Genomic DNA, 18,033 nt, shown 5'->3' on the forward strand with positions numbered 1-18,033 from the left:
ACATGCCGAATCCCGTCTGATGATTCGCCGGTGCCTCCTGCCTTTGCATGCGCAGCAAGGGCGGGCCGCGCCGGGCGGAAAATGCCCCATCCGGCAAGCAGTTTGCGATGGTTTCGGCGGTGCGGCATTGGCCCGATTCTTCACTGGAGTGCCGGACGGTTCGGCACCGGTCATCCCCTCATGAAAACTACTGCGGCGGGGCGCGACAAGCGAAAAGATCAGTTGCCTGGCAAAACTATAACGTTATAGGCTGCGTCTATAACGTTTTAGAAACCGGGAGGAACGGATGAGAGTTTCGAAACTGACGGCGGTGCTTTGCGCCTCTGTGGCCATGCCGGCCATGGCGACCGAGCTTGAGGTCACCCACTGGTGGACCTCGGGCGGCGAGGCCGCAGCGGTCGCCGAGCTGGCCAAGGCCTTCGACGCGAGCGGAGACAAGTGGGTCGATGGCGCGATCGCGGGCGGCGGCGGCACTGCGCGTCCGATCATGATCAGCCGGATCACCGGCGGCGACCCGATGGGGGCCACCCAGTTCAACCACGGCCAGCAGGCGCTGGAACTGGTCGAGGCGGGCCTCATGCTGGACCTGACCGATGTGGCCGAGGCCAACAACTGGAAGGAGATCATCAATCCGCCGTCGCTTCTGGAGGCCTGCACCGTCGATGGCCGCATCTACTGCGCGCCCGTGAACATCCACTCGCCGGAATGGCTGTGGCTGTCGAACAAGGTCTATGAGGATCTGGGCCTGCCGGTGCCGAAGGACTGGAACGAATTCGTCGCCTCGGCGCCGAAGGTGCGCGAAGCGGGCAAGCTGCCGCTGGCGCTGGGCGACCAGCCCTGGCAGTCGAACCTCGCCTTCGGTGCGATGCAGATCGCGGTGGCGGGCCTGGACGCCTGGAAGGCCGTGAACGTGGACAAGAACATGGACGTGGCCGCCGGGCCGGAATACGCCAAGGTCTTCCAGGCCGCGGCCGAGGCGCGCGAGTTGGCCAAGGGTTCGAACGTGCAGGACTGGAACCAGGCCACCAACCTGGTCATCACCGACCAGGCGGCCGGCCAGATCATGGGCGACTGGGCGCAGGGCGAATTCCAGGTGGCGGGCAAGGTTGCCGGGACGGATTACACCTGTCTGCCGGGCCTGGGCCTGAACGAATACATCTCGACCGGCGGCGACGCCTTCTACTTCCCGAAGCTGAATGATCCCGAGAAGGAAGCCGCGCAGAAGCGCCTTGCCGCGCTGCTTGTCAGCCCGGAGGTCCAGGTTGCCTTCAACCTCAAGAAGGGCTCGCTGCCGATCCGCGGCGACATCGACCTCAGCGCCGCCAACGACTGCATGAAGAAGGGTCTGAAGATCCTGGCCGGTGGCAACATCGTTCCCTCGGGCGACATGAACTGGTCGCCGGATGTGCAGAAGCAGGCCGAGGACCTGATGGTCGAGTTCTGGAAGTCGGACATGGCCCCGGAAGTCGCCCACCAGAAGTGGGTGGAAATCCTTAAGTCGGGTCTCTGATCCCGTCCTGACGACCGGGGGCCGTCCGTCGAGCGGGCGGCCCCCATTCTCACCGACGGTTGGGAGGGAACCGATGGCATCTACCACCGAGGCGGCGACTGGCCGCCAGGGGACGGAGGCGCGTCCGAGAGCGCGCTGGACCCGCAACATCAGCGCAAAGATCGCGGCGATCCCGATGATCGCAACGGCGCTGGTGGTCTTCGTCGGCGGGACGATCTGGACCGTCGTCTATTCCTTCACCGATTCCAAGCTGTTGCCGCGGCTGCGCTGGGTCGGCTTCGATCAGTACGAAAGGCTGTGGTCGCAGAACCGCTGGCTGATCTCGATCGAGAACCTGATGTTCTACGGGGTGATGTCGCTGGTCTTCACCGTGACGATGGGCTTCATCCTGGCGGTGCTGATGGACCAGAAGATCCGCTTCGAGGATACGTTCCGGACCATCATGCTGTATCCCTTTGCCCTGTCCTTCATCGTGACGGGGCTGGTCTGGCAGTGGATCCTGAACCCGCAGTTCGGCATCCAGGGCGTCGTGCGCGACATGGGCTGGACGAGTTTCAGCTTCGATCCGCTGAACAATCCGCAGACGGTGCTGTACGGCCTTTTGATCGCGGGCCTGTGGCAGGGCACGGGGTTCGTGATGTGCCTGATGCTGGCGGGCCTGCGCGGCATCGACGAGGACATCTGGAAGGCCGCGCGGGTGGACGGGATCCCCACCTGGAAGACCTATGTCATGGTCATCATCCCGATGATGCGGCCCGTGTTCATCACCACGCTGGTCATCGTGGCATCCGGCATCATCCGGCTTTACGACCTGGTGGTCGCCATGACGAGCGGCGGGCCGGGCGGCAACGCGTCCCAGGTGCCCGCGATGTATGTCTATGACTACATGTTCCAGGCGCAGAACCTGGGTCAGGGCTTTGCGGCATCCACCATGATGCTTCTGTCCGTGCTGATCGTGCTGATCCCCTGGGCCTATCTGGAATTCGGAGGCAAGAAGCATGGCTGACCTGTCCATGAGTTCCGCCATGACCGGCCCGCGCGGGGCCAGGCCGAAGCGCGCGCTGAGCCCCCGCAACATCATGCTTTACGGCATCCTGATCGTGGTCTGCCTGTATTACCTGCTGCCCTTGTGGGTGATGGTGATGACCAGCCTGAAGGGGATGCCCGAGGTGCGGATGGGCAACATCTTCGCGCCCCCCGTGGAAATCACCTTCCAGCCCTGGGTCAAGGCCTGGGCCGAGGCCTGCACCGGGCTGAACTGCGACGGGCTGAGCCGGGGTTTCTGGAACAGCGTCATCATCACCGTGCCTTCGGTGATCCTGTCGATCGCCATCGCATCGGTGAACGGCTATGCGCTGATCAACTGGAAGTTCAAGGGATCGGACATCTTCTTCACCATCCTGATCTTCGGGTCCTTCATCCCCTATCAGATCATGCTCTATCCCATCGTGATCCTGCTGCGCGAGATGGGGCTTTACGGCTCGCTCTGGGGTCTGGTTCTGGTGCATTCGGTGTTCGGCATGCCGATCCTGACGCTTCTGTTCCGCAACTACTTCAGTTCCATCCCGGAAGAGCTGTTCAAGGCCGCGCGCGTCGATGGTGCGGGGTTCTGGGGCATCTACTTCCGCATCATGCTGCCGATGAGCCTGCCGATCTTCGTGGTGGCCCTCATCCTTCAGGTGACGGGGATCTGGAACGACTTCCTGTTCGGGGTCGTCTACACCAAGCCCGCCTATTACCCGATGACGGTGCAGCTGAACAACATCGTCAACTCGGTCCAGGGGGTGAAGGAATACAACGTCAACATGGCCGCGACGCTGCTGACCGGCCTTGTGCCGCTGGTGGTCTACTTCGTCTCGGGCAAACTTTTCGTACGCGGTATCGCCGCTGGTGCCGTGAAAGGCTGACACATGGGAAATTCGATTGAAGTCAAGGACCTGACGCTGAACTTCGGTTCGGTTTCGGTTCTGAAGAACATGAACCTCGACGTGGCCGAGGGGGAGTTCGTCGTGCTTCTGGGGCCTTCGGGCTGCGGGAAATCGACGCTGCTGAACTGTCTGGCGGGCTTGTTGGACATCACCGACGGGCAGATCTGGATCAAGGGGAAGAACGTCACCTGGGCCGAGCCTTCGGACCGGGGGATCGGGATGGTGTTCCAGTCCTATGCGCTCTATCCGCAGATGACGGTGCGCGGGAACCTGTCCTTCGGGCTGAAGAACGCGCGCGTGCCTCAAGGAGAGATCGACAAGCGGATCGCCCGGGCGGCAGAGATCCTGCAGATCCAGCCGCTTCTGGACCGGAAACCGGCGGCGCTTTCGGGCGGGCAGCGGCAGCGGGTGGCCATCGGCCGGGCGCTGGTGCGGGATGTGGACGTGTTCCTGTTCGACGAGCCCCTGTCCAACCTCGACGCCAAGCTGCGCAGCGAATTGCGGGTGGAGATCAAGCGCCTGCACAACCAGCTGGGCAACACGATGGTCTATGTCACGCACGACCAGATCGAGGCGCTGACGCTGGCCGATCGCATCGCGGTGATGAAGGGGGGCGTGATCCAGCAGCTGGCGGCACCGCTGGAGATCTACAACCGCCCCGCGAACCTGTTCGTCGCGGGCTTTCTCGGCAGCCCGTCGATGAACTTCCTGAAGGGGCGCACGGTGGACGGGGGACGGGCGTTCCAGTTCGGGTCCACGAAGATCGACCTTGCCGGATATGAGGGCGGCGCGGTGCTGGAGCGGGACGACGCGATCCTGGGGGTCCGGCCGGAGCATATCACCGTCTCGACGGTGCCCTTGTCCGGCCCCTCGATCCCGGCCGAGGTGGAGATCGACGAGAACCTGGGTGCCGACAGCCTTTTGTGGCTGAAGGCCGAAGGGACCAACATGAGCGTGCGGGTGCCGGTCGAGGGCCGGGTCCCGGCGGGGACGAAGGTGCATCTGGGGCTGGATATCCCCAAGGCTTCGCTCTTCGACGCGAAGACGGAACAGAGGATCTGACAATGCTCGATCTGGCGGGCGTCTGGACGCTTTCGGATGAAAGCGGCGCCCATGTCGTGCCGTTCGACCTGCCGGGCGACGGGGTTTCGGCCCTGGCCCGCGCAGGGGTGATACCCGATCCGTATTGGGGCCGGAACGAATACGACTGCCGGTGGGTTTCCGAGCGGGATTGGGTGGCGCGACGCAGTTTCGTGCATGATGGGAGCGCTGCGGAACTGGTGGTCGAGGGGCTGGATACCGTGGCCGAGGTGCGGCTGAACGGTCATCTGGTCCTGTCGGCGGCCAACGTGCATCGGCGCTGGCGGGTGGATGTGTCCTCGGCACTGAAGGCGGGCGAGAACGCGGTGGAGATCCTCTTCCGCTCTCCGGTTCGCGAGGCGCAGGCACGGGCGGCGCGGATGCCGTTTCCGATCCCCTATCAGCAGGTGAACGGTCCCATCCCCCATGCCAACATGCTGCGCAAGCAGCAGTGCGATTTCGGCTGGGACTGGAACATTGCGCTTGGGATTTTCGGGGTGTCGGGGTGTATCCGGCTGGAGCCCGTGGGGCCGAGGATCGGCGATGTGCTGGTGGAGCAGGTGCATTCCCCCGGCCAGGTCGAGGTCCGGCTGACGGTTCATGCGACGTGTGAGGAGGTGACGGCAAGCCTTTGTGATGTCACACAAACCGCGCCAGTCATGGAGGGCGAGGCGAGGCTGGTGCTGATGATCCGCGACCCGGTGCTGTGGTGGCCCGCCGGCCAGGGCGCGCAGGTTCTGCACGAGCTTGTGCTGACGGGCGGCGGCGCGAAGGCGGTCAGACGGATCGGGTTGCGGGACATGCGGCTGGTCTCGGAGCCCGATGCCGCAGGACGGTCCTTCGGCCTGCGGGTCAACGGGCGCGCGGTCTTTGCCAGGGGTGCGAACTGGATTCCGGCGGATGCCCTGTTCGGGCGGATCATACGCGACGCGGTGCGGGGCCTTTTGCAATCGGCGGTCGATGCGAACATGAACATGATCCGCATCTGGGGCGGCGGGCGGTACGAGCCGGACTGGTTCTACGACCTTTGCGACGAATTGGGCCTGATGGTCTGGCAGGATTTCATGTTCGCCTGCCATCTTTATCCCTCGACCCCCGAGTTCCTGGCCGAGGTCGATGCCGAGGTGCGCGATGTGGTCTCCCGGATCAGCCACCACGCCTGTATCGCCCTTTGGTGTGGCGACAACGAGCTGATCGGGGCGCTGACCTGGTTCCCGGAAAGCCGCAAGGACCGCGACCGCTATCTTGTGAATTATGACCGGCTGAACCGGACGGTCGAGGCCGCGCTGCATTCGGTGCTGCCGGGGGCGAACTGGTGGCCGTCCTCGCCGTCGCCGGGGCCTCTGGCCTTTGGCGACGCCTGGCACGACGATTCCAGCGGCGACATGCATTTCTGGAGCGTGTGGCACGAGGGGCGCGACTTCGATCATTACCGCGACGTAAGCCCCCGGTTCTGTTCGGAATTCGGCTTCCAGTCCTATCCCTCGCTGTCGGTGATCCGGCAGTTTGCCGACGAGGCGGACTGGAACATCGCGAGCCCCGTGATGGAGAGCCACCAGAAGAACCCCGGCGGGAATGCGCGGATCGCGGAAACGATGTTCCGCTATTTCCGCTTTCCGGTGGATTTCCCGAACTTCGTCTATGTGAGCCAGGTTCAGCAGGCGCTGGCGATAAAGACGGCGGTGACGCATTGGCGGAGCCTGAAGCCGCATTGTCAGGGCACGCTTTACTGGCAGCTGAACGACACCTGGCCGGTCTGTTCCTGGTCCAGTCTGGATCACGGCGGGAACTGGAAGCTTCTGCACCACATGGCCGCGCGGTTCTATGCGCCGGTCATGGTGACGGCGGTGCCGAAGGACGGCGGGATCGTCCTGCGCGCAGTGAATGACCGGCCCGAGGCGGTGACGATCACGGTCACGGCCAATGCCGCGGCGATGGATGGGTCAACGCGCAAGCTGGGGGAGGCGACGGTCATCGTCTCTCCTGATGCGGCGGTCGAGGTCATGGCGCTGGCCGCGGATACGCTGCGGGCGGACGAGGTTCTGGCCTTCATCTGGTCGGGCGATGCTGAGGGCGGGGACGTTCATGCGCCGAAGCCGTGGAAGGCTTATGACCTTTTGCCCTCGGGTCTGACCGCGGATGTCCGTAAGGGCGGGGCGGAATGGAAATTGACGTTGCAGGTCAAGGCACTCGCCCCGTTTGTTGCAGTGGAGTCTGAAGTTCCGGGGCGCTTTTCCACCAACGCCGTGACCCTGTTCCCCGGCCATCCGGCCACCATCACCTTCACCCCCGAGGATCCCTCGGCGGTGCCCGCCTTCACCTTCCGAGATCTCCATTCCGCCACCTGTGGCGGCTGATGAAAGGACGCTTCATGTTCAGCTATCAACTCTATTCCTCGCGCAACTTCCCGCCGATGTCGCGCACCTTCGAGATGGTCTCGAAGGCGGGCTACACGGCTGTGGAAGGCTATGGCGCGCTTTATGCCGACGATGCGGCGGTGGCGGCGACAGCGGAGGGACTGGCCGCCACGGGGCTGACCATGCCGACGGGGCATTTCGGCCTTCAGCAACTGGAAATGGATGTCGAGAAGGTGCTGGGCATTGCCAAGGCGCTTAAGATGGAGCGGCTGTATTGCCCCTATGTCATGCCGGAAGACCGCCCGACCGATGCGGCGGGCTGGGTGGCGTTCGGGCAGCGGTTGCAGAAGGCGGGGGCGCCCTACAAGGCGGCCGGATACGGGTTCGGCTGGCACAACCACGATTTCGAGTTCAAGGCGCTGGCCGACGGGTCCATGCCGCAGGACCGCATCTTCGAGGGCGGGCCGGACCTGGAATGGGAGATGGACGTGGCCTGGGTGATCCGGGGCGGCGCGGACCCGCTGGCCTGGATCGAGAGATACAAGGACCGGATCACCGCGGCGCATGTGAAGGACATCGCGCCGGCTGGCGAGAACAGGGACGAGGACGGCTGGGCGGATGTGGGCCACGGGACCGTGGACTGGAAGACGATCATGGCCGCGCTGCGGGGGATCGGGGTCCGGCACTTCGTCATGGAACACGACAACCCGAAGGATGACGCGCGGTTCGCCTCGCGGTCCATCGCTTCGGCCAAAGCCTTCTGAGGAATGGGAAAAATGGCAAATCTTGGGATCGGGATCATCGGGTGCGGCAACATCTCCAGCGCCTATCTGCGGCTGGCGCCTCTGTTCAAGGGGCTGGAGGTGCGCGCCGTCGCCGATGTGAACATGGAGGCCGCCAAGGCGCGGGCCGAAGAGTTCAACGTGAAGGCGCAAGGCGTCGATGACCTTCTGGCCAACAAGGACGTGGATGTGGTCATCAACCTGACCATCCCCGAGGCGCATTATCCGGTGACGAAGCGGATCCTCGAGGCGGGCAAGCATGCCTATTCGGAAAAGCCGCTGGTGCTGACGCTGGAGGAAGGGAAGACCCTGCGGGATCTGGCCGCCTCGAAAGGGCTCGCGGTGGGCTGCGCGCCCGACACCTTCCTGGGCGGCGCGCATCAGCAGGCCCGTGCCCTGGTCGACGAGGGGCGGGTGGGCGAGATCACCACGGCGGTCGCCTGCGTGCAGAACCACGGGCCCGAGGGCTGGCATCCGAACCCGGAGTTCTTCTTCCTGCCCGGCGCGGGGCCGATGCTGGACCTGGGGCCCTATTATGTGGCGAACCTCATCAACCTTCTGGGCCCGGTGAAACGGGTGGGGGCGATGACCTCGTCGCAGACCCCGACGCGGACCATCGGCTCGGGCGCGCGGGCGGGGCAACAGATCCCCGTCAAGACGCCGACGAACATCCATGCCCTGCTGGAGTTCCATTCGGGCGCGGTGGTGAACCTGACCACGAGCTGGGACGTCTGGCACCACAAGCGCAATCATTTCGAGTTCTACGGGACGGAGGGAACGCTTTACGTCCCCGATCCGAACTTCTTCGGCGGCACGGTCGAGGTGGCGGACAAGGAGGGCACGCTGACCGAGGTCGCGCCCTGGGATCACCCGTTCGGCGTGCCGAACCAGGAGCATCCGCAACGCGGGCCTCTGGCGAACTACCGCACCGCAGGCCTGGCCGACATGGTGGCGGCGCTGCAAGGGGGCCGGGATGTTCGGTGTTCGCTTGAGCGGACGCTGCATGGGGTGGACGTGATGACCGCCTGCCTGAAATCGGGCGAGACGGGCGAGTTCATCACGCTGAGCACCACCTGCACCCGGCCGGCCGCCCTGTCGCCGGACGAGGCGCGGGCGCTGTTGCGCTGAGACCGGCCCGATGCCCGGCACCTCCCTGCCGGGCGGGCCGTCACGGGCGGGGGGATTGAGGGGTCCCTCCGCCCGTATCCATGACAAAGGGCTGACAATGCTGGAAAATCCCGTGATCCGCGGCTTCAACGCCGACCCGTCGTTCTGCCGTGTGGGCGAGGATTACTATATCGCCACCTCGACCTTCGAGTGGTATCCGGGGGTGCAGATCCACCACAGCCGCGATCTGGTGAACTGGCGGCTGGTGGCGCGGCCCCTGCGGCGCGCGAGCCAGCTGGACATGCGGGGGAACCCCGACAGCTGCGGCATCTGGGCGCCCTGTCTGTCCTACGCGGACGGGAAGTTCTGGCTGGTCTATACCGATGTGAAGCGGCTGGATGGCGCGTTCAAGGACGCGCACAACTACATCGTCACCTGCGAGACGGTGGAGGGGGACTGGTCGGACCCGACCTACGTCAATTCCTCGGGGTTCGACCCGTCCTTGTTCCACGACCGGGACGGGCGGAAGTGGTTCGTCAACATGCGCTGGAACCATCGCGGCAAGGGGACGGGGCTGAACCCGGCGCATGACGCCTTCGACGGGATCGAGTTGCAGGAATGGCATCCCGAGAAGGGGCTTCTGGGCGAGGTGACGACGATCTTCACCGGCAGCGACCTTGGCCTGACCGAAGCGCCGCATCTGTTCTGGCATGACGGGTATTACTACCTGACGACGGCGGAGGGGGGCACGGGCTATGACCACGCGGTGACGCTGGCGCGGTCGCGGGACATCCGGGGGCCCTATGAGACGCATCCGCAGAAGCATCTTCTGACCGCGCGGTTCAACCCGGAGAACCCGATCCAGCGCGTGGGGCACGGGCAGTATGTCGAGGGGCATGACGGGCGATGCTGGCATTCCTTCCTCTGCGGGCGGCCGCAGCAGGGGCCGCGCGGATCGTTCTGCGCCATGGGGCGCGAGACCGGGCTGGCCGAGGTCGTCTGGCGCGACGGCTGGCTGTGGCTGAAGGACGGGGGGATGCTGCCTCCGACGACCATCGAACTGCCGGTCGAGCGGATCGTGCCGGTGCCGGTGGAGCATGACTTCCGGGGGCCGGACCTGCCGATGGATTTCCAGTGGCTGCGGACGCCACAGCCGGAGCGGATCTTCCGCATGACCGGGAGTGCCTTGCGGCTGATCGGGCGGGAAAGTCTGGGGTCCTGGTTCGAGCAAAGCCTTGTGGCGCGGCGGCAGGACGAGCCCGCCTATGAGGCCGAGTGCGACCTTTTGGCCGAGCCGCCCAACTGGCAGCGGGCGGCGGGCCTCATCACCTATTACAACCGGCACAAGTTCCATGCGGCTTTGGTGACGCGGGAAGGGGGCGAACGGGTGGTGACGCTGGTGTCCTGCCTTGGCGACTGGCCGGGCGAGGCGCTGACCTTCCACGGGCGCTTCCCGGTGGCCGAGGGCAAGGTCACCCTGGGCGTGAAGGTCGACCGGGCGGTGCAGCGGTTCAGCGTCAATGGCGTGGCGGTGGGGCCGGAGCTGGATGCCTCGGTCGTGTCGGACGAGGGCGGGCGCGGGGAACATTCCAGCTTTACCGGGGCCTTTGTCGGGGTTGTCGCGCATGACCTGACGGGGCAGGGCTGGACGGCGGATGTGACCCGGTTCCGCTATGCGCCCAAAGCGGATTGAGGATTTGCGCGCGCGGGATTTGATCAACTCTTGATTGCCGGGCAGATGCCGTCATAAAGGGCCTCAGTCGAAGGGAGCCCCGATGGACAGCGACGCCCGCAAGATCCCGAGCCACGAGGTCACCTACGCGCGTCTGCGCGACATGATCCTGTTCGGGCATCTGGCGCCGGGGGCGCCAGTGACGATCCAGGGGCTGATCGCGGAACTGGATGCGGGCATGACCCCGGTGCGCGAGGCGATCCGGCGGCTGACCGCCGAGGGGGCGCTGTTGCCGCAGGGCAACCGGCGGGTGGCGGTGCCGGAACTGTCGGCGGACCTTCTGGAGCAGGTGGCCTTCGCGCGGCTGGCGATCGAGCCGCGGCTGGCGGAACTGGCGGCTCCGCGTCTGACCGGTGTGCAGATCGACCGGCTGGAGGCCATCGACGGGGCGGTCAACCGGGCCATCGAGGCCGGAAAGCTGCCGGATTATCTGGCGGCGAACCATGCCTTCCACTTCGCGCTGTACGAGGCGGCAGAGGCGCCGGTGCTGCTGGACCTCGCGCGGTCGCTGTGGCTGCGGGCGGGGCCGTCCTTGCGGGCGGTGATCGACCGTTACGGGCGCGAGGCGGCGCCCGACCTGCATCGCGCGGCACTGGAGGCGATGCGGGCGGGGGATGCAAAGGCGCTTGCGCGCGCCATCGAGGCGGACATCCAGCAGGGCGTGGACCACATCCGGCAGGCGCTGGCCGAGGGGCACTGACGGGTTTCGAATTGAGCGCTGACGCGCGAGGCTTTTGTCTCGTCGTCGGGCTTCGCCTCCTCCTCGGGTGATGGGGGCGCTGCCCCCAAACCCCCGGAGTATTTGAAACATGGGCAAGAGCCATGCCGGGTCGAAAAATTTGATCAAATTTCTTGAACCGGACTGCGTTTGATCATATCCTGCGGCGAAGACGGGGCATCCGGCCCTGCCGATTCCCGCGAGGTCAGCCCATGAACATGATCACCAACCACATGCCGACGGCCGAGTTGCAGCGTCTGGATGCCGCGCATCATTTCCATCCCTTCACCGACAAGGCGGGGCTGGCGGCCAAGGGCGCGCGGGTCATCACCCGGGGCGAGGGGGTCTGGCTGACCGACAGCGAGGGCCACCGGATCATCGACGGCATGGCGGGGCTGTGGTGCGTGAACATCGGCTATGGCCGCAAGGAACTGGCCCAGGTCGCGGCGCGGCAGATGGAGGAGCTGGCCTATTACAACACCTTCTTCCAGACCACCCATGTGCCGGCCATCGCTCTGGCGGCGGAGATCGCCAAGCTCGCGCCCGGCAATCTGAACCATGTGTTCTTCGCGGGCTCGGGGTCCGAGGCGAACGATACCAATATCCGGCTGGTGCGCCGCTATTGGGATGTGATGGGCAAACCCTGGCGCAAGACGATCATCGCGCGCTGGAACGGCTATCACGGATCGACGATGGGCGGGGGGTCGCTGGGAGGCATGAAGCCGATCCATGCCCATGGCGGCAAGATCGACGGGATCGAACATATCGACCAGCCCTACTGGTGGGGCGAGGGCGGGGACATGTCGGAGGAGGAGTTCGGCCTTGCCCGCGCGCAGGAGCTGGAGAAGAAGATCCTGGAAGTCGGGCCCGACAATGTGGCGGCCTTCATCGGCGAGCCGGTGCAGGGTGCGGGTGGGGTCATCATCCCGCCGGCGACCTACTGGCCGGAGATCCAGCGCATCTGCGACAAATACGGCATCCTGCTGATCGCCGACGAGGTCATCACCGGCTTCGGCCGCACCGGCAACTGGTTCGGCAGCCAGACCTTCGGCATCCGCCCGCATATCATGACCATCGCCAAGGGCTTGTCCTCGGGCTATGCGCCGATCGGCGGGTCGATCGTCTGCGACGAGGTGGCCGATGTCGTCGGCGGCGCGGGGGAGTTCTTCCACGGCTATACCTACAGCGGTCATCCGGTCGCCTGTGCCGTGGCGCTGGAGAACCTGCGGATCATGCAGGACGAGAAGATCGTCGAGCATGTCCGCGACGTGGCCCATCCCTATCTGAAGGAACGCTGGGAGGCGCTGACCGACCATCCGATGGTGGGCGAGGCGAAGCTGGTGGGGCTGATGGGGTCCATCGCGCTGACCCCGAACAAGGCCAAACGGGCGAAATTCGCCAGCGAGGCCGGGACCGTGGGCTACAAGACGCGCGAGCGCTGCTTTGCCAACAACCTGATCATGCGCCACGTCGGCGACCGGATGATCATCGCCCCGCCGCTGGTGATCAAGCCCGAGGAGATCGACGTGCTGATCGAGCGCGCGCGGAAGTCTCTGGACGAGGCCTACAGGATCGTCCGGGACGAGGGTCTCTGGGCCGAGGCCTGATTTCCCGGACCCGGCCCGACCCCGCCAAGGGCGCGGCTGGTCGCCGGCCAAGGGCGCTGCCAGCCCGCGCCCCTTGGGGCCGATTGCGCGGGCGTGCCGGGTCGGGGCGCCGTCAGGACCTTTCCGGGTGCCGTTCCGCCAAGCTCCGGCGGCAGGCGGCGAAGCGGGCAACCTGGCCAGGCGCGGATGCGGCCAGCGCCACGAGCACACGGGGGTCATCCACACGGCGGTCATCGATGCCGGCCGGGCTGACGGCGACGAAACCCGGCGGCAGGTTCGTCGCCGCGCCCGTCTCGTCCTGCCCGTCGATTGCGAAGCCGAACCCAATCAGGACGCGGCAGGGCGCGTTTGTGCATCCGCCGGGGCCGCCCTGCCGCTCCCTTTCGCGGTCGGGATCACGGCCTGACGATCGGGAAGCCCTCCGCTCGGGATGCGGGGCGGCCATGCCCGTGATCCAGGATGGCCGGACCATCGCAACTTTCGCCGTCTTCCCTGCCGGACTGGTCGTGACGGGCTTAGGCTGGATGTCACGCGGGCGGTGAACTTTGCCAGGTTTGCGCAGCACCACCGGCGCTGGTGAGGCGTCATGAAATCTTCATTGGACGCCGCGATACATTTCCCGTATTCGGGAATTATGGAAATGAGCCGCGCCTCGGATGCCTTCGCGACACTGGGTCACCCCGGTCGCCTCGCGGTTTTCCGGCTGTTGATGCGCTTTGTCCCGCAGGGCGCGCGTCCGACCGAAATCGCCGCAGCGCTTGGCCTGAAGCCGAACACCCTGTCCCATCACCTGGCCGACCTGACCGCTGCGGGGCTGGTCAGCGCCCGCCGCCAGGGCCGGTCGCTGTTCTACTCCGTCGATCTGGACGCCGCCGAGGGGCTGATCGGCTATCTCGCCCTCGATGTCGCTCGCGCCCGGCCCGATCTTCTCGCCCCGCTCCTCTCTGCGCACAAGGATGCCTCTCCGATGACCGCCCAGCACCCCGATACCGACTTCGACGTCCTGTTCATCTGCTCGGGCAACTCGGCCCGCTCGATCTTTGCCGAGGTGCTCTTGCGCGATCTCGGCAAGGGCAAGTTCCAGGCCTTTTCCGCCGGAACCCGACCGGGCACCGAGCTGAACCCCTTCGCGCTCGACGTCCTGTGCCGCAACGGCCATGACGTGACCGGCCTGCGCTCCAAGCACATCTCCGAATTCCAGCAGCCCGACAGCATCGTGATGGATTTCGTCTTCACCGTCTGCGACACGGCCGCGGCCGAGGAATGCCCGCCCTGGCCCGGCCAGCCGATCACCGGCCACTGGGGCCTGCCCGACCCGGTGAAGGCTACCGGCACCGATGCCGAAAAGGCTTTGGTCTTCGCCCAGACCTATGCAGCGCTGCGTCGCCGGATCGCCGCCTTCGTCGAACTGCCCTTCGAAAGCCTGAACCGGCTGTCCCTGCAATCCCGCGTCGATGCCCTCAGCGCCGACGCCGACGCAAAGGCCTGACCCGGATGCCTCGCATTGCCCTGAACGGCCTTGGCCGCATCGGAAAGCTTGTCCTGCGCGACCTGATCGACACGGGCGCGGAAGGCGAGATCGTCCTGCTGAACGACCCCGTCGGCGACGCGGAACAGCATGCGCTCCTGCTGGAATTCGACAGTGTGCACGGCCGCTGGTCCACGCCGGTCGGCGCAGCCGAAGGCGCGCTGGTCCTGAACGGCCGGAGGATCCGGCTGACCCACGAGAAGACCATCGAGGCGCTGCCCCTGGCGGATCTGGGCGTCGATCTGGTCATCGACTGCACCGGCGTGTTCAAGACTGCCGCAAAGGTGGCGCCCTATCATGCAGCCGGGGTGAAGAAGGTGGTCGTCTCGGCCCCGGTGAAGGACGGGGGCGCGCTGAACCTGGTCTATGGCGTGAACCATCACCTCTACGACGGCAGCCAGGCGCTGGTCACGGCGGCCTCCTGCACCACCAACTGCCTGGCCCCGGTGGTCAAGGTGATCCACGAGGCGCTGGGCATCCGGCACGGTTCCATCACCACGATCCATGACGTGACCAACACGCAGACCATCGTGGACCGACCGGCCAAGGACATGCGCCGGGCGCGGTCGGCCCTGATGAACCTGATCCCGACCACGACCGGCAGCGCCACCGCGATCACGCTGATCTACCCCGAACTCAAGGGCCGCCTGAACGGCCACGCCGTCCGCGTGCCGCTTCTGAACGCCTCGCTGACCGACTGCGTGTTCGAGGTCGAACGGCCGACCACGGTCGAAGAGGTCAACACGCTCTTCGCCGCCGCAGCGGAAGGCCCGCTGAAGGGCATCCTCGGCTACGAGACCCGGCCCCTTGTCAGTTGCGACTTCACCAACGACCCGCGGTCCTCGATCATTGACGGCCCGTCCACCATGGTGATCAACGGGACCCAGGTGAAGATCTACGCCTGGTATGACAATGAATGGGGCTATGCCTGCCGGCTGGCCGACATCGCCCGCATGGTCGCCCGAAGCCTCTGATCTTCGATCCTTATCAAGGTATCCTCTGGCGGACCGGGGGCAAGGCGCCCCCGGTCCGCCGCCAGCGAAAGGCGCTGCCGATGACCACCGCGAACCCGCTGCGCGCCTATGCCGCCGTCACGGCGGCCTACTGGGCCTTCATGCTGTCGGACGGCGCGCTGCGGATGCTGGTGCTCTTGCACTTCAACAGCCTTGGCTTCACCCCGGTGCAACTGGCCTGGCTGTTCCTGCTGTATGAAATCGCGGGCATCGTCACCAACCTGGCTGCGGGCTGGCTTGCCGCCCGCTTCGGCCTCGCCGCGACGCTTTACGGTGGCCTCGCGCTCCAGATCGGCGCGCTGGCGGCGCTGGCGCAGCTGGATCCGACCTGGGGCGTTGCGGCCTCGGTCGCCTTCGTGATGGCGGTGCAGGGCGTCTCGGGTGTGGCGAAGGACCTTGCCAAGATGTCCTCGAAATCTGCGGTGAAGCTGCTGGCACCCCAGGAGGACGGCGGGCTCTTCCGCTGGGTCGCGGCGCTGACCGGGTCGAAGAACGCGGTGAAGGGCCTGGGCTTCTTCCTGGGCGCGGCGCTTCTGGCACTTGCGGGCTTCGAGGCGGCGGTCTGGGGCATGGCCGGAGTTCTGGCGGCGATCCTGATCGCGGTCGTCCTGTTCCTGCCCGCGGGCCTTCCGGGCCGGATGAAATCCGAAGAGGCCTGGGGCGGCTGGCGGTCGAAGGACCCAAGGGTGAACCGGCTGAGCCTTGCGCGCCTGTTCCTGTTCGGCGCGCGCGACGTCTGGTTCGTGGTGGGCATCCCGGTCTATTTCCAGTCGGTCCTGTCCGATGGCAGCGCCGAGGGCCGGCGCGAGGCCTTCTTCCTTATCGGCGGCTTCCTTGCGCTGTGGATCATCGCCTATGGCGCGGTGCAGGCCATGGCGCCCCGCCTTCTGGGCAGCAGAGCCCAGGCCGAGGCCGAGACGACCCGCAAGGCCATTCTCTGGGCCGGGCTTCTGGTGCCGATCCCCTTCCTTCTGGCCGCAGCCGCCTGGGCGGCAGCGCCGCCCGCGCCCTGGCTGACCGCCACGCTGATCGGCGGGCTTCTGGTGTTCGGCTTTGTCTTTGCGGTGAATTCCTCGGTCCATTCCTATCTGATCCTCGCCTACGGATCGGCCGAGCGGATCACGCGGGACGTGGGCTTCTACTACATGGCCAATGCCGCCGGTCGTCTGATCGGCACGCTTCTGTCCGGCCTCAGCTACCAGATCGGTGGACTGCCGCTCTGCCTTGCCACCGCGGGGCTGATGGCGCTTGCCAGCTGGCTTGCCGCCCGACGGCTTCGGGACGTCTGACGGCATCCCTTCCTTCTGGCCTTCCGCGCACTCCGTGTGCGGCCTTCGCCATCGGGCCGCAGTCCCGGCACCTCCGTCTGCGCAGGCCCGCGCCCTCCTGCATCACAACCCGAGACACTGCCCCGGCAAACACGAAGCGGTTGCTTTTGTGAAGAATTCACCGAACCGACACGGTCATGAGGTCCAGAGAATATCGGCCCTGAGAGACCGCTTCCGGGCCACCTGTCAGCAGGGCCAGTGCTCGGACACACCCGCATAACCCTTGAAAACCACGGAACAATCCGACCAGCCCTGGATAGGGGAACGCTTTCGCAGGGTGAAGTGGCGGCGAGGTTTGGCCTGACATCCGACCTTCGCTGCCGGTTTGCGGCTCAGAACCACAGTCCCGAGCGGTGAAAGCGCGGCGGGGAGGGCGGCGCCGAAGCCGGTGGCAGGTGCAGGGTCAAAGGGTCCGCTGCGACGCGGTGCGGCACCTGCCTCAGGGCGCGCAGGCGGGCGATGCGCTCTTCGGTCGGCGGGTGGGTGCGCAGAAGCGAGGGCTCGGGAATGCGCCGTCCGGGAAGGAACATCTCTTCCCAGAAGCGCCCGGTGCGGCGCTCGAGTTTGGCCAGCGCCGAGGCAAGGCCGGCCGGATCGCCGGTCAGTTCGGCGGCCGCCCGGTCGGCGTCGTATTCGCGCTGGCGCGACAGGGCCAGTTGCAGCAGCGCCATGATCGTGGGCGAGAAGGCCAGGACAAGCGGCAGGGTCCAGGGAATGGTCGCGACGCCCGCGATCAGCAGCGGCAGGTTCACCAGAAGCAGCATCTGCCCCAGCCAGCTGGCCAGCGAAACGGCACGCGACATCGCATCGGCCAGCCCCATCAGCCACAGGTCGCGGTTGGCGACATGGGCGATCTCATGCGCCAGCACCCCGGCCATCTCGCGCGGGGACAGAAGCCGGATCAGCCCGTCGGTCACGCAGATCACGCTGTCCTCCGGCCGACCCATGGCAAAGGCATTGGGGATCCGGCTGGGCACATACCACAGTTCCGGCGCGCGCGGCAGACCGGCGCGGGCCACCAGATCGCGCAGCAGGGCATGGCCCGCGGGCCAGTCCTGCGGGCGCAACGGCCGCGCCCGGTAGCCGCGCAGGAGCAGCCCTCGCGAGACCGAGGGCGCCAGCAACAGTCCGGCGAGCGTCGAGGCGACGAGGATCAGGGTCAGGTCGGGTCCGGCGACAAGCCCCACCACCGCCCAGGCGATGCCTGCCATTCCGGCAAGGATCAGCACGGTCTGGGCAAGGTTGGTCAGGCGGTGGGCAAGATTGGGGGTCATCATGGGACTCGGATTCGCAAGGGGCAGCAAGCCCCGTCCCGCAGCGAAGGCAAGGCACCCGTCGCGCGT

Annotated in this window: 15 protein-coding genes; 13 read left to right on the forward strand and 2 right to left on the reverse strand. The window is 66.2% G+C overall.

Going from position 1 to position 18,033, the window contains the following annotated elements; genetic code table 11:
- The first annotated feature begins 286 nt into the window (after positions 1-286).
- From G8O29_RS12670 to G8O29_RS12715, 10 genes are all read left to right on the forward strand, one after another.
- A complete protein-coding gene (locus tag G8O29_RS12670; RefSeq protein WP_166403603.1) occupies positions 287-1,510 on the forward strand; it encodes an ABC transporter substrate-binding protein in 1,224 nt (407 codons plus the stop codon).
- 73 nt (positions 1,511-1,583) lie between these two features.
- Positions 1,584-2,516 carry a carbohydrate ABC transporter permease gene (locus G8O29_RS12675; protein WP_166403604.1) on the forward strand — a complete coding sequence of 311 codons (933 nt, stop codon included), beginning with the start codon at positions 1,584-1,586 and terminating at the stop codon, positions 2,514-2,516.
- Positions 2,509-3,417: a carbohydrate ABC transporter permease gene (locus G8O29_RS12680; RefSeq protein WP_166403605.1), complete on the forward strand. Its 909-nt coding sequence runs from the start codon at positions 2,509-2,511 to the stop codon at positions 3,415-3,417. The genes G8O29_RS12675 and G8O29_RS12680 overlap by 8 nt, the downstream gene beginning before the upstream one ends.
- 3 nt (positions 3,418-3,420) lie before the next feature.
- Positions 3,421-4,500: an ABC transporter ATP-binding protein gene (locus tag G8O29_RS12685; protein WP_166403606.1), complete on the forward strand. Its 1,080-nt coding sequence runs from the start codon at positions 3,421-3,423 to the stop codon at positions 4,498-4,500.
- 2 nt (positions 4,501-4,502) lie between these two features.
- Positions 4,503-6,875, forward strand: a complete 2,373-nt coding sequence (locus G8O29_RS12690) for a beta-mannosidase (RefSeq protein ID WP_166403607.1) — start codon at positions 4,503-4,505, stop codon at positions 6,873-6,875.
- A gap of 14 nt (positions 6,876-6,889) precedes the next feature.
- A complete protein-coding gene (locus G8O29_RS12695) occupies positions 6,890-7,639 on the forward strand; it encodes a sugar phosphate isomerase/epimerase family protein (RefSeq protein WP_166403671.1) in 750 nt (249 codons plus the stop codon).
- A 12-nt stretch (positions 7,640-7,651) separates the two neighbouring features.
- Positions 7,652-8,785 (forward strand): Gfo/Idh/MocA family protein, encoded by a 1,134-nt coding sequence (locus tag G8O29_RS12700; protein WP_166403608.1) that lies wholly within the window; start codon positions 7,652-7,654, stop codon positions 8,783-8,785.
- 97 nt (positions 8,786-8,882) lie between these two features.
- The gene (locus tag G8O29_RS12705) at positions 8,883-10,457 is read left to right on the forward strand and encodes a glycoside hydrolase family 43 protein (protein WP_166403609.1); all 1,575 of its coding nucleotides are present in this window, start codon (positions 8,883-8,885) and stop codon (positions 10,455-10,457) included.
- An 82-nt stretch (positions 10,458-10,539) separates the two neighbouring features.
- Positions 10,540-11,196 carry a GntR family transcriptional regulator gene (locus tag G8O29_RS12710; protein WP_166403610.1) on the forward strand — a complete coding sequence of 219 codons (657 nt, stop codon included), beginning with the start codon at positions 10,540-10,542 and terminating at the stop codon, positions 11,194-11,196.
- Positions 11,197-11,426: 230 nt separating this feature from the next.
- Positions 11,427-12,821, forward strand: coding sequence for an aspartate aminotransferase family protein (locus G8O29_RS12715; protein WP_166403611.1), 1,395 nt, complete (start codon positions 11,427-11,429; stop codon positions 12,819-12,821).
- A 112-nt stretch (positions 12,822-12,933) separates the two neighbouring features.
- Here the strand turns inward: G8O29_RS12715 and G8O29_RS12720 are convergent, their stop codons facing one another.
- Positions 12,934-13,266: a hypothetical protein gene (locus G8O29_RS12720; protein WP_166403612.1), complete on the reverse strand. Its 333-nt coding sequence runs from the start codon at positions 13,264-13,266 to the stop codon at positions 12,934-12,936.
- A 189-nt stretch (positions 13,267-13,455) separates the two neighbouring features.
- Here G8O29_RS12720 and G8O29_RS12725 point away from each other — a divergent pair, with 189 nt between their 5' ends.
- The 3 genes from G8O29_RS12725 to arsJ all read left to right on the forward strand — a co-directional run bounded on the left by G8O29_RS12725 (position 13,456) and on the right by arsJ (position 16,651).
- Entirely contained in the window at positions 13,456-14,310 is an 855-nt protein-coding gene (locus tag G8O29_RS12725) for a metalloregulator ArsR/SmtB family transcription factor (RefSeq protein ID WP_166403613.1), read from the forward strand.
- A 5-nt stretch (positions 14,311-14,315) separates the two neighbouring features.
- A complete protein-coding gene (locus G8O29_RS12730; RefSeq protein ID WP_166403614.1) occupies positions 14,316-15,323 on the forward strand; it encodes an ArsJ-associated glyceraldehyde-3-phosphate dehydrogenase in 1,008 nt (335 codons plus the stop codon).
- Between the two features lie 80 nt (positions 15,324-15,403).
- Positions 15,404-16,651: an organoarsenical effux MFS transporter ArsJ gene (gene arsJ, locus G8O29_RS12735; protein WP_166403615.1), complete on the forward strand. Its 1,248-nt coding sequence runs from the start codon at positions 15,404-15,406 to the stop codon at positions 16,649-16,651.
- 371 nt (positions 16,652-17,022) lie between these two features.
- Here the strand turns inward: arsJ and G8O29_RS12740 are convergent, their stop codons facing one another.
- Complete coding sequence (locus G8O29_RS12740) at positions 17,023-17,964, reverse strand: zinc metalloprotease HtpX (protein WP_166403616.1); 942 nt, start codon at positions 17,962-17,964, stop codon at positions 17,023-17,025.
- Positions 17,965-18,033: the final 69 nt, after the last annotated feature.

The sequence above is a fragment of the Rhodobacter calidifons genome (assembly GCF_011174775.1).
Classification (GTDB): Bacteria; Pseudomonadota; Alphaproteobacteria; order Rhodobacterales; family Rhodobacteraceae; genus Tabrizicola; species Tabrizicola calidifons.

Bases quoted from the DNA above. Each gene is read 5' to 3' on its own strand.
- G8O29_RS12715 (WP_166403611.1), top strand. From the start codon at position 11,427: ATGAACATGATCACCAACCACATGCCGACGGCCGAGTTGCAGCGTCTG.
- G8O29_RS12730 (WP_166403614.1), top strand. From the start codon at position 14,316: ATGCCTCGCATTGCCCTGAACGGCCTTGGCCGCATCGGAAAGCTTGTC.
- G8O29_RS12725 (WP_166403613.1), top strand. From the start codon at position 13,456: ATGGAAATGAGCCGCGCCTCGGATGCCTTCGCGACACTGGGTCACCCC.
- G8O29_RS12695 (WP_166403671.1), top strand. From the start codon at position 6,890: ATGTTCAGCTATCAACTCTATTCCTCGCGCAACTTCCCGCCGATGTCG.
- G8O29_RS12740 (WP_166403616.1), bottom strand. From the start codon at position 17,964: ATGACCCCCAATCTTGCCCACCGCCTGACCAACCTTGCCCAGACCGTG.
- G8O29_RS12700 (WP_166403608.1), top strand. From the start codon at position 7,652: ATGGCAAATCTTGGGATCGGGATCATCGGGTGCGGCAACATCTCCAGC.
- G8O29_RS12690 (WP_166403607.1), top strand. From the start codon at position 4,503: ATGCTCGATCTGGCGGGCGTCTGGACGCTTTCGGATGAAAGCGGCGCC.
- G8O29_RS12685 (WP_166403606.1), top strand. From the start codon at position 3,421: ATGGGAAATTCGATTGAAGTCAAGGACCTGACGCTGAACTTCGGTTCG.
- G8O29_RS12675 (WP_166403604.1), top strand. From the start codon at position 1,584: ATGGCATCTACCACCGAGGCGGCGACTGGCCGCCAGGGGACGGAGGCG.
- G8O29_RS12670 (WP_166403603.1), top strand. From the start codon at position 287: ATGAGAGTTTCGAAACTGACGGCGGTGCTTTGCGCCTCTGTGGCCATG.
- G8O29_RS12710 (WP_166403610.1), top strand. From the start codon at position 10,540: ATGGACAGCGACGCCCGCAAGATCCCGAGCCACGAGGTCACCTACGCG.
- G8O29_RS12720 (WP_166403612.1), bottom strand. From the start codon at position 13,266: ATGGCCGCCCCGCATCCCGAGCGGAGGGCTTCCCGATCGTCAGGCCGT.
- G8O29_RS12705 (WP_166403609.1), top strand. From the start codon at position 8,883: ATGCTGGAAAATCCCGTGATCCGCGGCTTCAACGCCGACCCGTCGTTC.
- G8O29_RS12680 (WP_166403605.1), top strand. From the start codon at position 2,509: ATGGCTGACCTGTCCATGAGTTCCGCCATGACCGGCCCGCGCGGGGCC.
- arsJ (WP_166403615.1), top strand. From the start codon at position 15,404: ATGACCACCGCGAACCCGCTGCGCGCCTATGCCGCCGTCACGGCGGCC.